This window comes from Pseudomonas sp. GW821-FHT10B02, assembly GCF_059415665.1.
The window spans coordinates 237,844-249,875 of the sequence record NZ_JBWKNR010000010.1 but is presented as its reverse complement, the minus strand read 5'-3'; the positions used below and the strand labels follow the sequence as shown (position 1 = coordinate 249,875).

General features: G+C 59.8%; 14 protein-coding genes. 12 read left to right on the top strand and 2 right to left on the bottom strand.

Annotated elements, in window-relative coordinates:
• Positions 1–282: 282 nt before the first annotated feature.
• From AC07OF_RS16875 to catA, 3 genes are read left to right on the top strand one after another with little or no spacing between them, the layout of a single operon-like run.
• Positions 283–1,404, top strand: coding sequence for a muconate cycloisomerase family protein (locus tag AC07OF_RS16875; protein ID WP_157192611.1), 1,122 nt, complete (start codon positions 283–285; stop codon positions 1,402–1,404).
• A 14-nt stretch (positions 1,405–1,418) separates the two neighbouring features.
• Positions 1,419–1,709 (top strand): muconolactone Delta-isomerase, encoded by a 291-nt coding sequence (gene catC, locus AC07OF_RS16870; protein WP_157192610.1) that lies wholly within the window; start codon positions 1,419–1,421, stop codon positions 1,707–1,709.
• A 33-nt stretch (positions 1,710–1,742) separates the two neighbouring features.
• Positions 1,743–2,678 (top strand): catechol 1,2-dioxygenase, encoded by a 936-nt coding sequence (gene catA / locus AC07OF_RS16865; RefSeq protein ID WP_157192609.1) that lies wholly within the window; start codon positions 1,743–1,745, stop codon positions 2,676–2,678.
• A gap of 87 nt (positions 2,679–2,765) precedes the next feature.
• Here catA and AC07OF_RS16860 read toward each other — a convergent pair whose 3' ends face one another.
• Entirely contained in the window at positions 2,766–3,395 is a 630-nt protein-coding gene (locus tag AC07OF_RS16860; protein WP_157192608.1) for an NIPSNAP family protein, read from the bottom strand.
• A gap of 475 nt (positions 3,396–3,870) precedes the next feature.
• On the opposite strand from AC07OF_RS16860, the gene iacA reads away from it, so the two are divergent.
• From iacA to AC07OF_RS16825, 7 genes are all read left to right on the top strand, one after another.
• Positions 3,871–5,043 (top strand): indole-3-acetate monooxygenase, encoded by a 1,173-nt coding sequence (iacA, locus tag AC07OF_RS16855; protein WP_157192607.1) that lies wholly within the window; start codon positions 3,871–3,873, stop codon positions 5,041–5,043.
• A gap of 16 nt (positions 5,044–5,059) precedes the next feature.
• Entirely contained in the window at positions 5,060–5,422 is a 363-nt protein-coding gene (locus AC07OF_RS16850; RefSeq protein WP_157192606.1) for an IacB protein, read from the top strand.
• 124 nt (positions 5,423–5,546) lie between these two features.
• A complete protein-coding gene (locus AC07OF_RS16845) occupies positions 5,547–6,821 on the top strand; it encodes an aromatic ring-hydroxylating oxygenase subunit alpha (protein ID WP_157192605.1) in 1,275 nt (424 codons plus the stop codon).
• Between the two features lie 14 nt (positions 6,822–6,835).
• Complete coding sequence (locus tag AC07OF_RS16840) at positions 6,836–7,312, top strand: aromatic-ring-hydroxylating dioxygenase subunit beta (protein ID WP_157192604.1); 477 nt, start codon at positions 6,836–6,838, stop codon at positions 7,310–7,312.
• Between the two features lie 12 nt (positions 7,313–7,324).
• On the top strand, positions 7,325–8,065 hold the full coding sequence (locus AC07OF_RS16835) for an SDR family NAD(P)-dependent oxidoreductase (protein WP_157192603.1): 741 nt from the start codon (positions 7,325–7,327) through the stop codon (positions 8,063–8,065).
• 51 nt (positions 8,066–8,116) lie between these two features.
• On the top strand, positions 8,117–9,076 hold the full coding sequence (locus AC07OF_RS16830; RefSeq protein ID WP_157192602.1) for a PDR/VanB family oxidoreductase: 960 nt from the start codon (positions 8,117–8,119) through the stop codon (positions 9,074–9,076).
• Between the two features lie 11 nt (positions 9,077–9,087).
• On the top strand, positions 9,088–9,585 hold the full coding sequence (locus tag AC07OF_RS16825) for a flavin reductase (protein ID WP_495073255.1): 498 nt from the start codon (positions 9,088–9,090) through the stop codon (positions 9,583–9,585).
• A gap of 66 nt (positions 9,586–9,651) precedes the next feature.
• On the opposite strand, the gene AC07OF_RS16820 is transcribed toward AC07OF_RS16825, so the two are convergent.
• Complete coding sequence (locus tag AC07OF_RS16820) at positions 9,652–10,128, bottom strand: MarR family winged helix-turn-helix transcriptional regulator (protein ID WP_157192600.1); 477 nt, start codon at positions 10,126–10,128, stop codon at positions 9,652–9,654.
• Between the two features lie 234 nt (positions 10,129–10,362).
• Here AC07OF_RS16820 and AC07OF_RS16815 point away from each other — a divergent pair, with 234 nt between their 5' ends.
• Both AC07OF_RS16815 and AC07OF_RS16810 read left to right on the top strand, forming a co-directional pair.
• Positions 10,363–11,508 (top strand): amidase, encoded by a 1,146-nt coding sequence (locus AC07OF_RS16815; protein WP_157192599.1) that lies wholly within the window; start codon positions 10,363–10,365, stop codon positions 11,506–11,508.
• Positions 11,505–12,029: a nuclear transport factor 2 family protein gene (locus AC07OF_RS16810; RefSeq protein WP_157192598.1), complete on the top strand. Its 525-nt coding sequence runs from the start codon at positions 11,505–11,507 to the stop codon at positions 12,027–12,029. Before AC07OF_RS16815 ends, AC07OF_RS16810 begins: the two co-directional genes overlap by 4 nt.
• The last annotated feature ends 3 nt before the right edge of the window (positions 12,030–12,032 follow it).

Genomic DNA, 12,032 nt, shown 5'->3' with positions numbered 1-12,032 from the left:
CGTCCGTTGTCATGGGACAGTTCCATGCCTACTTTTTCCAAGAAAAAAGTAGGCCGCCGTAAGGGCGGAAGGGGCCGTCAGCGTCGCCACACCGAACGGACAAGCTCGCAGCTCCAGCACCCCAGCCCAGGGTTTAGCCGCATTCATACTCTTGAAGTATAGTGGAATATTCAATTGATATTGGACGTAATCTCGGCAATGTGCAAAGCTGGGCAAAGCTAATAAAAACAACAGTCCACCCCGTCACCCGACGACCGGACGCTTTGCCTTTGGAAGCTTGCAATGACACATGCCGTGATCGAACGCATAGAAACCCTCATTGTCGACCTACCGACCATACGCCCGCACAAGCTGGCCATGCACACCATGCAGTCACAAACCCTGGTCATCATCAGGGTGCGTTGTAGCGATGGGGTAGAGGGCATCGGCGAATCCACCACCATCGGTGGTCTGGCCTATGGCTACGAGAGCCCGGAAAGCATCAAGCAGAACATCGACACCCACCTTGCCCCGGCGTTGATCGGCCTGGACGCCGGCAATATCAACGCGGCGATGCTCAAGCTGGACAAGATCGCCAAGGGCAATACCTTCGCTAAATCCGGTCTCGAGACCGCGCTGCTCGATGCCCATGGCAAACGCCTTGGGCTGCCGGTCAGCGAGCTGCTCGGCGGTCGAGTGCGCGACAGCCTGGAAGTGGCCTGGACCCTGGCCTCCGGCGATACCGCCCGGGATATCGCCGAGGCAGAACAGATGCTGGAGCTGCGCCGCCATCGCATTTTCAAACTGAAGATCGGCGCCAATCCGGTCGACACCGACCTCGCCCATGTGATCGCGATCAAGAAGGCCCTGGGCAATCGGGCCAGCGTGCGCGTGGACGTCAATCAGTACTGGAATGTTTCACAAGCCGTGCGCGCCTGCCGGGTACTGGGCGACAACGGTATCGATCTGATCGAGCAACCAATTTCGCGAAACAACCGGGCAGGGCAGGTGCACCTGAACCAGATCAGCACGGCACCGCTGATGGCCGATGAGTCCATTGAATGCGTCGAGGATGCCCTGAACCTGGTGATCGATGGTGCCGCCAGCGTGTTCGCCCTGAAGATCGCCAAAAACGGCGGACCACGTGCGGTATTGCGCACTGCACAGATTGCCGAAGCCGCAGGCATCGCGCTGTACGGCGGCACGATGCTGGAAGGCAGCGTTGGCACCCTGGCCTCGGCTCACGCCTTTATCACGCTCAATGAGTTGACCTGGGGTACCGAACTGTTCGGGCCTTTGCTGTTGACCGAAGAAATTGTCACCGAGCCGCCGGTCTATCGCGATTTCCACCTGCATGTACCCCGTACCCCAGGCCTGGGGCTCACTCTGGACGAGGCGCGGCTGGCGCACTTCGTTCGCCGTTGATAGAGGTAATCCCTATGCTTTTCCATGTGAAGATGACGGTAAAACTCCCTCCCGACATGGCGCCGGACGTCGCAGCCAAGCTCAAGGCGGATGAAAAGGAACTGGCGCAGCGCCTGCAGCAGCAAGGCACCTGGCGGCACTTATGGCGCATTGCTGGGCACTATGCCAACTACAGCGTGTTCGATGTGCCCAGTGTTGAAGCACTGCATGACACGCTGATGCAGTTGCCGCTGTTTCCCTACATGGATATCGAGATAGACGGGTTGTGTCGTCACCCGTCTTCGATTCATGCCGACGATCGTTGATCCAATCAATAACAATAAAATCGGGTAACAACCATGACCGTGAAAATCTCCCACACTGCTGACGTCCAGAATTTTTTCAATGAAGTGGCCGGGGTCGATAATGACCAGGGCAACCGTCGTTTCAAGCAGATCATCCTGCGCATTATCCAGGACACCGCGCGGCTGATTGAGGACCTTGAAATCAGTGACGACGAATTCTGGAAAGCCGTGGACTACCTCAATCGCATGGGCACCAACCAGGAAGCCGGTTTGCTGGTGGCAGGCCTGGGTATCGAGCACTTTCTGGATCTGCTGCAAGACGCCAAGGATGCTCAGGCCGGTCTGACCGGCGGCACGCCGCGGACCATTGAAGGGCCGTTGTATGTGGCCGGCGCGCCGCTGTCCGAAGGCGAAGCGCGGATGGACGACGGCACCGATCCTGGTACGGTGATGTTTCTTCACGGGCGTGTCGTCGATGCGCAAGGCGCGCCGGTTGCCGGTGCCACGGTTGACGTTTGGCATGCCAGTACCCAGGGTACCTATTCGTACTTCGACTCCAGCCAGTCGCCATACAACCTGCGCCGCCGCATCCTCACCGACGCGCAGGGTTGCTATCGTGCACGCAGCATTGTGCCCTGTGGTTACGGCTGCCCACCCAGCGGGACCACGCAAGAAGTCCTCAATCAGCTCGGCCGTCATGGCCAGCGCCCGGCGCATATTCACTTCTTCATCTCCGCGCCCGGTTATCGTCACCTGACCACGCAAATCAACTTCGAGGGTGATCAGTACCTCTGGGACGATTTTGCCTACGCCACGCGCGACGGTTTGGTCGGGCGCCTGGATTTCATCGATGACGCGCAAGCTTCGAAGGCACGCGGTCTGGATGGAAAACCATTTGCCGATCTGCAATTCAGTTTTCAGTTGCAGGATGCACAGGACGCCAGTGCTACCGAGCGCAGTCAGCGCCCGCGTGCATTGCAAGAGCGCTGATATAGCCCGGACTGAATCCCCCTCACAGCGTGACAAATCCAAAGCAGGCGGTGCACTGAGCACCGCCTGCTTTGTGCTGTCAGCGCTCTAGCAAAGTGGTGAAAACGCGGCGGGCAGGTAAACCACCGAATGCATGTCCTGCAGTTGCGGGGCCGAGTTTTCCGGTGGCCAGACGCCGTCCTTGACCGCGCGCGTGCGTACATCCAGACGCTGCTCCAGGCTCGCGTACGGCCAGATATGCAGGTAACGAGGCACCCGGCCGCTGGTCGCATAGAAAGCGCCGTACACCGCTGAGTAGGCTTGCGCGGTGCGTGGCCCGACGGCCTTGTTCCAGCCCTGTAGGGTCGGGCTGAGGCCACCCGGCACCAGGTTGTACTCGCGCAGCTCATAGAAGGGGCCGTGTTTACCTGGCGGCAGCGCTTGCAGAAACGGGAACAGGCAGTAGTCATCAATGTGCTGATGCAGCAAGTACTCTGCCACGCCAAAACCGTCCGCAGCCAGTAACAGCCGCGCGCGTTCAGCGTCTTTGACGTCGTTCGAGGCGAAGCTGCGCAAAATCGCAATGGTGTTCTGCGGGCCTATCTCAGAGACCCAGCAGCCGACCAGTTCCACGCCTTCCAGCGCTTGTGCCAGGGCTGCCTGTAACCGCGGCAGGGCGAGGGGTGGCGTGCGAACACGCAGGGTCAGGCGGATCAACTCGAACAGCTGGTGGGGCATGGGGGCTTCCTCAAGGACAGTGGCTGGCAGTGCGCGAATCAACGGCAATCCAGACTCCGGGATATGCCGTTGATCAGCGGATCCAATAAGAATCGCAAAAAAATACACCTGGCTGCCTCTGTTCAGAAGCCAGAAACCAGCCAATAAATCAGATAAATATCCATATAAAACAATTATTTAAAATTGTTATCTGATGCTTGTTCGACCTTTTTTTGTCTGAATTTGCATTGGGATTATACGTGAATAATCCATTGACTATTCACGTAAACAAATGCACATTTACCCCACGGCACCAAAACAAAAAAGGTAATCGATCATGCCGACCCATCCAGCTTGTCCAGACCTGCCTGGCTGCTTTCTGCGAGCGCCAGCGCCAGCAGCACCGTCCGCGGTCACGCTGCTATCCCGAGGGGTTTCTCTCTCGTTTGCCCATTGCTCATTGCCCTTAAACCGTGACTGAAGACGGAGTTTCTCTATGAATCCGCTTAGCGTGCCGGACGTATTGCCTGCGTCTGCGCTTTCCAGTGGTCCTGCCTTTGAAGCGCTGCTTGACGGTGTTCGGGATCGTGCTCGACTTGGTGAGTTTGATCGGCAGCGTCATATCTCGCGGGATGTCATCGACGCCTTCAAGGCCCACGGTGTGTATCGCGCACTGGTGCCGCGGCGCTTCGGCGGCAATGAATGCTCGCCAGCCGAGTTTTGCGAAATGATCGAGCGCATTTCCCATGCCGACGGTTCTGCCGGCTGGGTGGCCAGTTTCGGCATGAGCCCGGTGTACCTGGCGGCACTGCCGCTGGAAACCATCGCGCAAGTTTATGCCAACGGCCCGGATGTGGTTTTTGCCGGCGGGATTTTCCCTCCACAGCCTGCCCAGGTGGTGCCGGGCGGGTTCCAGGTCAAGGGGCGCTGGAAGTATTCCAGCGGTTCCATGGGTGCAGACATCGTCGGCGTCGGCATTGCCCCGAAGAACGGTGACTCGTTCGACCTGCCGCGGATCGCCGTGATGCCGCAATCGCAAGTGCGCATTGACCAGACCTGGGACACCGTAGGGCTGCTGGGTACCGGCAGTCATGACCTGGTGATCGATGACGTGGTAGTACCCGAGCAATGGACGTTCGTACGCGGTGGTGCGGCCAACCTCGATGAGCCGTTCTTCCGCTACCCGTCGCTGTCTTTTGCCACCCAGGTGCTGTCGGTGGTGGGTCTGGGCGTCGCACGCGCCGCCCTCGACGAACTGGCGGCAATGGCCAGCGGCAGAATCTCGGTAACCGGCGCACCGGCATTGGCTGACCGCCCGCTGGCGCAGGTCGACATTGCCAAGGCTGAAGCGGCGCTGCGCTCGGCACGGGCGTTCTTTTACGAGTCGATCGAGCAGGCGTGGAGTCATGTGCTGGCCGGCAATCCGGTGCCGGCCGAAGCGACCAATCTGCTGCGGCTGTCTTCGACCCACGCTACCCGTGTCGCAGCCGACGTAGCGCGTACCGCGCAAATGCTCTCCGGCATGACCGGCGTTTACAACGAGAGCCCGCTGGCGCGCTGCGTCAATGACGCGCAAGTGGTGACCCAGCACGCCTTCATGGGCGATGTCACTTATCAGAATGCCGGGGCGATCTTCTTCGGCAAACAACCGCTTCCCGGCTACATCTAATTAGCGAGCACTTATCATGAGCGATAAAAAAGCATTGCGCGTGCTGTTCTGCATGGGCATCAACCAGAACTTCTTTGATGCGCCGCGTGAAGAGCAACTTCAAGTATGGGCCGCATTCAGCGAGATGTGGAACGGTATCCACGATCTGCCAGGCGTGGAAGTGATCGGCAACATGGATGACGACAAAAGCATGGTCGGTCCTTCCGATGGTTTTCCCTGGACCACTTACCTGCTGGCCGATGTCGCCGACATCGAAACGGTGCATGCGGCGTGCAATCTGTTCCGCACCACGCCGGTGGGGGAGACGCCCTACAAGTTGTGGCGCTACGCCAAAGTCGAAGCACGGGTCGGTCGCGAACTGATTATCCAGCGTGCTTGATTGACGGCACCGTCGCCGCGAATAACGCAATAAACCACTTACAAAAACAAGGTCCCACTGTTGCGTCTTGCGATTGCAGCAGGTGGTGAAGTGTTGCCGGCTTACAGGCCGGCAAGGAGATACCGTGAGCAATCTGATTCCCGCCGTTAACCTGGCAGTCGATCCTGCCGAGTTGGTGCAGGCCGACCGTGTCCACACCTCGCTGTATACCGATCCTGCGCTGTTTGATGCCGAACTGCAGAAGATTTTCTATAGCACCTGGGTATGGGTCGCACACGAAAGCGAGGTGCCTGAAGCAGGCAACTACAAGACCACCTTTATCGGCAAACAGCCGGTGATCGTGGTGCGCGATCGTAAAAAGAACATCAACGTCCTGCTCAACCGTTGCCGTCACCGCGGCGCCACCGTATGCGAGCACAAAAAGGGCAAGACCAACAGTTTCGTCTGCCCGTACCACGGCTGGGGTTACGCCCTGGACGGTTCGTTGCGCGGTATCCCGCACCCGGAAAGTTACGCCGACTGCATCGACAAGGCGGAACTGCCGCTGGTGAGCCTGCGTGTGGAAAGTTACGCCGGGATGATTTTTGCCACCTTCAAAGACGACATCGAACCGCTTGAGGACTTCCTCGGTGCGGCGAAAAAGTGGATCGACCTGTTCATGAAACAGGGTGCCGGCTACGGCATCAAGGTCCCGGGCGAGCACCGTTTCCGCTTTCCGGGCAACTGGAAGATCCAGTTGGAAAACACCACCGATGCCTACCACTTCCCGCTGGTGCACAAGAGCTTCCTGTCCTCGGTCGACGAACAGACCCTGGAGCTGTTCGATTTCGTCCAGGGCCCGGGGTATGTCGAAGACCTGGGTAACGGCCACAGCGTCATGGTGATGATCCCCGACCTGGTCGACCTCGAAGCTGATCTCGACAAGCCGATTCCCGAGCGCTTCGAGGCACTGGCGGCCGAGCTGCGCGACGAAGGCATCGAAGAGCAGCAAGTGCGCCGCATCGTTCGTGCCGTGGGTGGTTCGGGCTTCAACCTCAACCTGTTCCCCAACATCGCCTGCTCGATGGCGTTCTTCCGCGTGCTGCAGCCGATTTCGGTCAACGAAACCGAGATCCACCATTCGGTCATCACCATGGACGGCGGCCCGGCCGTGGCCAACCGCTACCGCCTGCGCCTGCATGAGCACTTCCAGGGGCCGATGGGCTTTGGCACGCCGGACGATTCCGAAGCCTGGGAACGCGTACAGAAAGGCGCCAACGCCGGTGAAGACCTGTGGATCATGCTCAACCGCGGGTTGGCAGGCGAGAAGGCCAGTGAAGATGGTCTGGTGTCCGACGTCAGTGCCGAAACCGGCATGCGTGCGGCCTACCAGCAGTGGAAAAAGATGATGTCGGCTTGAGTGTGGAGAACCTTATGAACCTGCAATTGCTGCAAGAAGTCACCGCTTTCATCTGGCAGGAAGGCGACATGCTCGACCACGGCGAATATGACGCCTGGCTCAATCTGTGGACTGACAAGGGGACCTACATCATCCCGATCAATCCCAAGGAAACCGACTTCGAAAACACCCTGAACTATGCCTACGACGACCACCACATGCGCAAGCTGCGGGTGCAACGGCTGATCGGCGGCGAGTCGATCTCTACCAGCCCGCAACCGCGCACGGTGCGTTCGCTCTCGCGTTTTCGCGTGCTGGTCGATGACGGCATGAACCTGACCGTGCGCTGTGCGCAGAACGTGCGCGAGTTTCGCAAGGAAAGCCTCAAGCATTACAGCGCCGACCTGACCTACCAGCTGGTACGCGCCGAAGGCGGCTTCAAGATCCAGCGCAAGGTGATCAGCCTGATCAACAGCGACGATACCCTCGCCGGTATCGGTTACATCCTCTAAAGGAGCCTATCGATGAGCCAAGTCGCATTGGTTACCGGTGCCGGACAGGGCCTGGGGCAGACGTTCAGCGCCCGATTGCTGCAAGCCGGGTACCGGGTGGTGGTCACTGACCGTAGCCTGGACGCTGCCCAGGCATCGGCGCGCCTGCTCGATCCTGCAGGCGAACGCACCCTGGCAGTACAACTGGATGTGGGCAACAAGGCGGACTTCGAGCAGGCGCTGAACCAGGTGTTGACGCACTTCGGCGCGCTGCATGTGGTGGTCAACAACGCCGCCGTGACCAAGACCACGCCGCTGATGCAGATCAGCCCCGAGGAGTTCGATGCGGTGGTGGGCCTGAACCTGCGCAGCATCTTTCTCGGCTGCCAGGTGCTCGGTGCCTACCTGGCCGACGCCGGCTACGGGCGGATCATCAACATGGCGTCGCTCGCCGGGCAGAACGGCGGTACCGCGACGGGGGCTCACTACGCGGCGAGCAAGGGCGCGATCCTGACCTTGACCAAGATCTTCGCCAAGGAGTTCGCCAACCGTGGCGTGACGGTCAACGCCATTGCGCCAGGGCCGATCGACTCGCCTGCGGTGCATGCCGCGGTACCTGCCGAGAAGCTGGCCGGCTTGTGCGCCAACATACCGGTGCAACGCCTTGGCGATGCGGATTTCCTTGGTGACCTGATCGTTCAGCTGGCGCGCCCCGAAGCCTACTTCACCACCGGGGCAACCTGGGACGTGAACGGCGGCTTGTTCATGCGCTGAGCCGACACCGGGCCACTGCGGTGGCCTTCCTGACTACATGGAGCAATCGCCATGAATGAACAACTTTTGAATGTAGTGGTGCACAAGCGCCAGCTGCAAGGGGATGGCGTGGTCGTCCTCGATTTGACCCGCACCGACGGCTCGTTGTTGCCAGCCTTTGCGGCCGGTGCGCATATCGACATCCATGTCGGCCCTGGCCTGGTTCGCCAGTACTCGTTGTGCAGCGACCCCGCCGACCTCAGCAGCTATCGCCTGGGCGTGCTCAAAGACCCGGCCTCGCGTGGCGGTTCTGTGAGCGTGCACGACACCCTGGTCGAAGGGCGCGAAGTGCAGATCAGCACGCCGCGCAATCTGTTCCCGCTGGTCGACGATGCGCAGCGCAGCATTCTGCTGGGGGGCGGTATCGGCATCACGCCAATGATCGCCATGGCCTATGCCCTGCATCAGCGTGGTGAGCGCTTCGAGCTGCATTACTGCGGGCGTGCGCGCAACCGCAGCGCATTTCTCCAGGAGTTGCAAAACGCACCCTTCGCCGAGCATGTCGTCACCCATTTCGATGACGAAGCGCCCGAGCAGAAACTCGACCTGGCCAAGGTGCTGGGGCAAGGGCAGTCCGGTGTGCATATGTACACCTGCGGCCCTACCGGCTTTATGGAGTGGGTCATCAACGGCGCCCGTGAACAGGGTTATGCCGAAGATCACATCCACAAGGAGTACTTCCAGGTCGAGGTCGATGCCAGCGGCGCCAGCTTCGAAGTGGTCGCGGCCCGCAGTGGCAAGACGGTCGAGGTAGCAGAAGGGCAGTCGATTCTGGATGCCTTGGCCAGTGTCGGGATCAAGATCGAGATCTCCTGCGAGCAAGGCGTGTGCGGTACCTGCTTGTGCGACGTACTTGAAGGTGAGCCGGATCACCGTGATGTGTACCTGACCGACGAAGAAAAAGCTGGCAATGACCAGATCCTGGTGTGCTGCTCGCGCGCCAAGTCAAAAACGCTCGTGCTGGACATTTGAGGAGAACGAACATGGTTGACCTGACCAGCTTTCGCAATGCCATGGCGCTGCTTGGCGGCGCCGTATCGGTGATCACCACCGACGGTCACGCCGGGCGCTTTGGTTTCACCGCTTCGGCGGTGTGCAGCGTCACCGATTCGCCGCCCACCTTACTGGTGTGCATGAACCGCGCCTCACAGTCCAACGCACAGTTTCAAGCCAATGCGGTGGTGTGTGTGAACGTACTGGCCGGCACTCACCAGGAACAGTCCGGTGCCTTTGCCAACAAGGCGTTGAGCATGGATGAGCGTTTTGCCACGACCTCCTGGACCACCCTGGAGAGTGGCGCACCGGTCATGCTCGAAGCGCTGGTGAACTTCGACTGCCGGATTGCCCAGGTTCATGAGGTGGGCTCGCACAGCATTTTCTATTGTGAGGTGCAGGCCATTCGGCATGGCGGTTCGGATGAAGGCCTGGTGTATTTCAACCGTGCCTACCACCGTCTTGGCCAGTCGTCCAAGGCGTGCTGATCGATCCAGGGTTGTGCTCTTTTGCCCAGTTGCTCACTGGGCATTTTTTACTGCCGGGACCGGGTGTCAAAAACTCTCAAGATTATGGAAAACCGTTTCGAGTGTGCGGTTCAGACGCTCCACCTGACTTTCCGTGAGGCCGGCAAAGCTGCGCTTGAACAGTTCGCTGGTGACGCCTTGCATACGCTCGATGGTCGCCAGCCCCAGCGGCGTGATGAACACCTGGGTGACGCGGCCGTCTTCAGTGCTTTGCGCGGTATCGATCAGGCCGTCTTCCTTCATGCGGTAGACGATTTTGGTGATGGTCGACAGCTTGGCAATGGCGTGGGTGGAGATCTCGGAAATGCTCGATTGTCCGTTCTGGTTGAGGATCCACAGGACGCGCCAGCGGGCGACATCAAGATCAACCTTTTTAAGCAGTCGCTCCATGTTCTGGGTGTACTGACCGTGTACGCGCGCCAGCCAGTAAAAAGGAAAATCTTCTTTGCGGAAATCTTCGCTGGAGGGGTCGTAGCGGCTGTGACGCTTCTTCGTTGGGCTCATAACTGACTGGCTGAAGTAAGTGATGCCCAATCATAGACTTTTCCCGTAATAAGGGCACCCCGAAGTTGGCTGCGGCCAAAGCGCGCAGGTCGCTAAGGCTTGAGATTGCGCGCAGTTCGGGTTCTGAGTTGATACATAACAACGTGAATATTCAGTTGACTATTCACGTATATGAACGCAATTTTAAGCAGTGTTGGCGCACCTTGCGCCCGCTACCAAGCGAGGTTTTTTGCGATGGCAATCGTGGTTGAGTCGTTGAACATAGGTGGCACTGGCCTGTGCGTGATGGTTAAGGACACCATCGACATTGCCGGATTGCCGACGCGCGCATCGAGCCGCGCACTTGAACAAGCCGAACCTGCCCGCCAGCATGCCGATGTGGTGCAGCGACTGCTCGACAACGGCTGCCGCATCACCGGGAAAACCAGCCTGCATGAGCTGGCATTTGGTACCACAGGGATCAATCACTACACCGGCACCCCGGTCAATCCACGCTTCCCGGCACTGATCCCGGGCGGATCCTCCAGCGGTTCCGCCGCTGCGGTGGCGGCGGGGCTGGCAGATTTCAGCCTGGGTACCGACACGGGTGGCTCGGTGCGGGTTCCGGCCTGCTGCTGCGGGATTTTCGGCTTCAAGCCAACCTTCGGGCGGGTCAGCCGCAAGGGTGTCATGCCGGCCTTTACGACCCTGGATTGCGTCGGTCCATTTGCTGCCTCGCTGCCGATGTTGATCAGTGCAATGGCGATCATCGATCCGGAGTTCAGCCCGGTCAGCCCGCCCTCCAGGGTGAAAATCGGCGTGCTCGGGGTGCCGGCCAGTGCGGCGGTGAACGCTGTGGTGCAAGCGGCGTTGAAGGCCAGCGGTCAGGTGCTTGAGCCTGTCGAGTGCGAAGACTTCGAGGCCGCCTATAGCGCCGGCATGGTCATCATCAACCGTGAAACCCATGCCGCGTGTGGGCATTTGCTCGCCACCGGCAAGGTCGGTGCTGACATCGCAGGGCGCCTGCAAGCGGCCGGGACAATGACTGACGCCGCGGTGGCTGACGCCGAGCGTGTGCGTGAACGCTTCAGCGCACAAGTCGATGCGGCGCTGCAGCACTACGACATCCTGGCGCTGCCGACCATGCCCGATTTTCCGCTGCGGGTCGAAGACGCCGCCGATACCCGTGCGGTACTGGGTATGACGTCGTTGGTGCGGCCATTCAATCTTTCCGGGCATCCGGCAGTGACATTGCCGTTGTCGAGCGCGCAAGGGCTGCCGGTCGGCTTGCAGCTGGTCGGTGCCAAAGGTGCCGACGCAGCGCTGCTGGCGGCGGCCTCGCTGTTGTTGCAGCGTATCCACGAACACCCGCACAACAGCAGTCCTGAGGTGCAGCCATGAGCACTGTCCAGGCGCTGGAGCAGCGTTTGCACTACTTCGAATCACAACAGGCCGTGCGGGCCTGCATGAACCGCTACATGGTGTTGTGTGATGCCCTTGATGCCCAGACCCCGTTGGACGAACTGGCGGGCCTGTTCACCCATGAGGCGGTGTGGGAGGGCAAGGGCGCCAAATACGCGAAAAGCTTTGGTGGCTACCGCGGCCGCGAAGCGATCCGCGCCATGTTCGCAACCTACATGAAGCCACCGGCGCACTTTGCGCTGAATGTGCACTTTCTGACCAGCGAGTTGATCGAGGTTGCCGGTGACCAGGCAACCGGCAGCTGGGTCATGCTGCAAACCAGTACGTTCAGCAGCCAGTCCTCACACCTCAATGCGGCGCGCCTGACGGTGCGCTTCGCGCAGGAAGAGGGTCAATGGCGGATGTCGCACTTCCAGACCGAAAACCTTTTCGGCCGCCCGGTCAGCGCCTGGAACAGCGAGGCACCTTTGCCGGTGCCTGACGCAAGCACCCAACAATAACAA

Excerpts from the sequence above, each read along its gene's own strand:
- AC07OF_RS16875 (WP_157192611.1), top strand. The coding sequence starts at position 283 with ATGACACATGCCGTGATCGAACGCATAGAAACCCTCATTGTCGACCTA.
- catC (WP_157192610.1), top strand. The coding sequence starts at position 1,419 with ATGCTTTTCCATGTGAAGATGACGGTAAAACTCCCTCCCGACATGGCG.
- catA (WP_157192609.1), top strand. The coding sequence starts at position 1,743 with ATGACCGTGAAAATCTCCCACACTGCTGACGTCCAGAATTTTTTCAAT.
- AC07OF_RS16860 (WP_157192608.1), bottom strand. The coding sequence starts at position 3,395 with ATGCCCCACCAGCTGTTCGAGTTGATCCGCCTGACCCTGCGTGTTCGC.
- iacA (WP_157192607.1), top strand. The coding sequence starts at position 3,871 with ATGAATCCGCTTAGCGTGCCGGACGTATTGCCTGCGTCTGCGCTTTCC.
- AC07OF_RS16850 (WP_157192606.1), top strand. The coding sequence starts at position 5,060 with ATGAGCGATAAAAAAGCATTGCGCGTGCTGTTCTGCATGGGCATCAAC.
- AC07OF_RS16840 (WP_157192604.1), top strand. The coding sequence starts at position 6,836 with ATGAACCTGCAATTGCTGCAAGAAGTCACCGCTTTCATCTGGCAGGAA.
- AC07OF_RS16835 (WP_157192603.1), top strand. The coding sequence starts at position 7,325 with ATGAGCCAAGTCGCATTGGTTACCGGTGCCGGACAGGGCCTGGGGCAG.
- AC07OF_RS16830 (WP_157192602.1), top strand. The coding sequence starts at position 8,117 with ATGAATGAACAACTTTTGAATGTAGTGGTGCACAAGCGCCAGCTGCAA.
- AC07OF_RS16825 (WP_495073255.1), top strand. The coding sequence starts at position 9,088 with ATGGTTGACCTGACCAGCTTTCGCAATGCCATGGCGCTGCTTGGCGGC.
- AC07OF_RS16820 (WP_157192600.1), bottom strand. The coding sequence starts at position 10,128 with ATGAGCCCAACGAAGAAGCGTCACAGCCGCTACGACCCCTCCAGCGAA.
- AC07OF_RS16815 (WP_157192599.1), top strand. The coding sequence starts at position 10,363 with ATGGCAATCGTGGTTGAGTCGTTGAACATAGGTGGCACTGGCCTGTGC.
- AC07OF_RS16810 (WP_157192598.1), top strand. The coding sequence starts at position 11,505 with ATGAGCACTGTCCAGGCGCTGGAGCAGCGTTTGCACTACTTCGAATCA.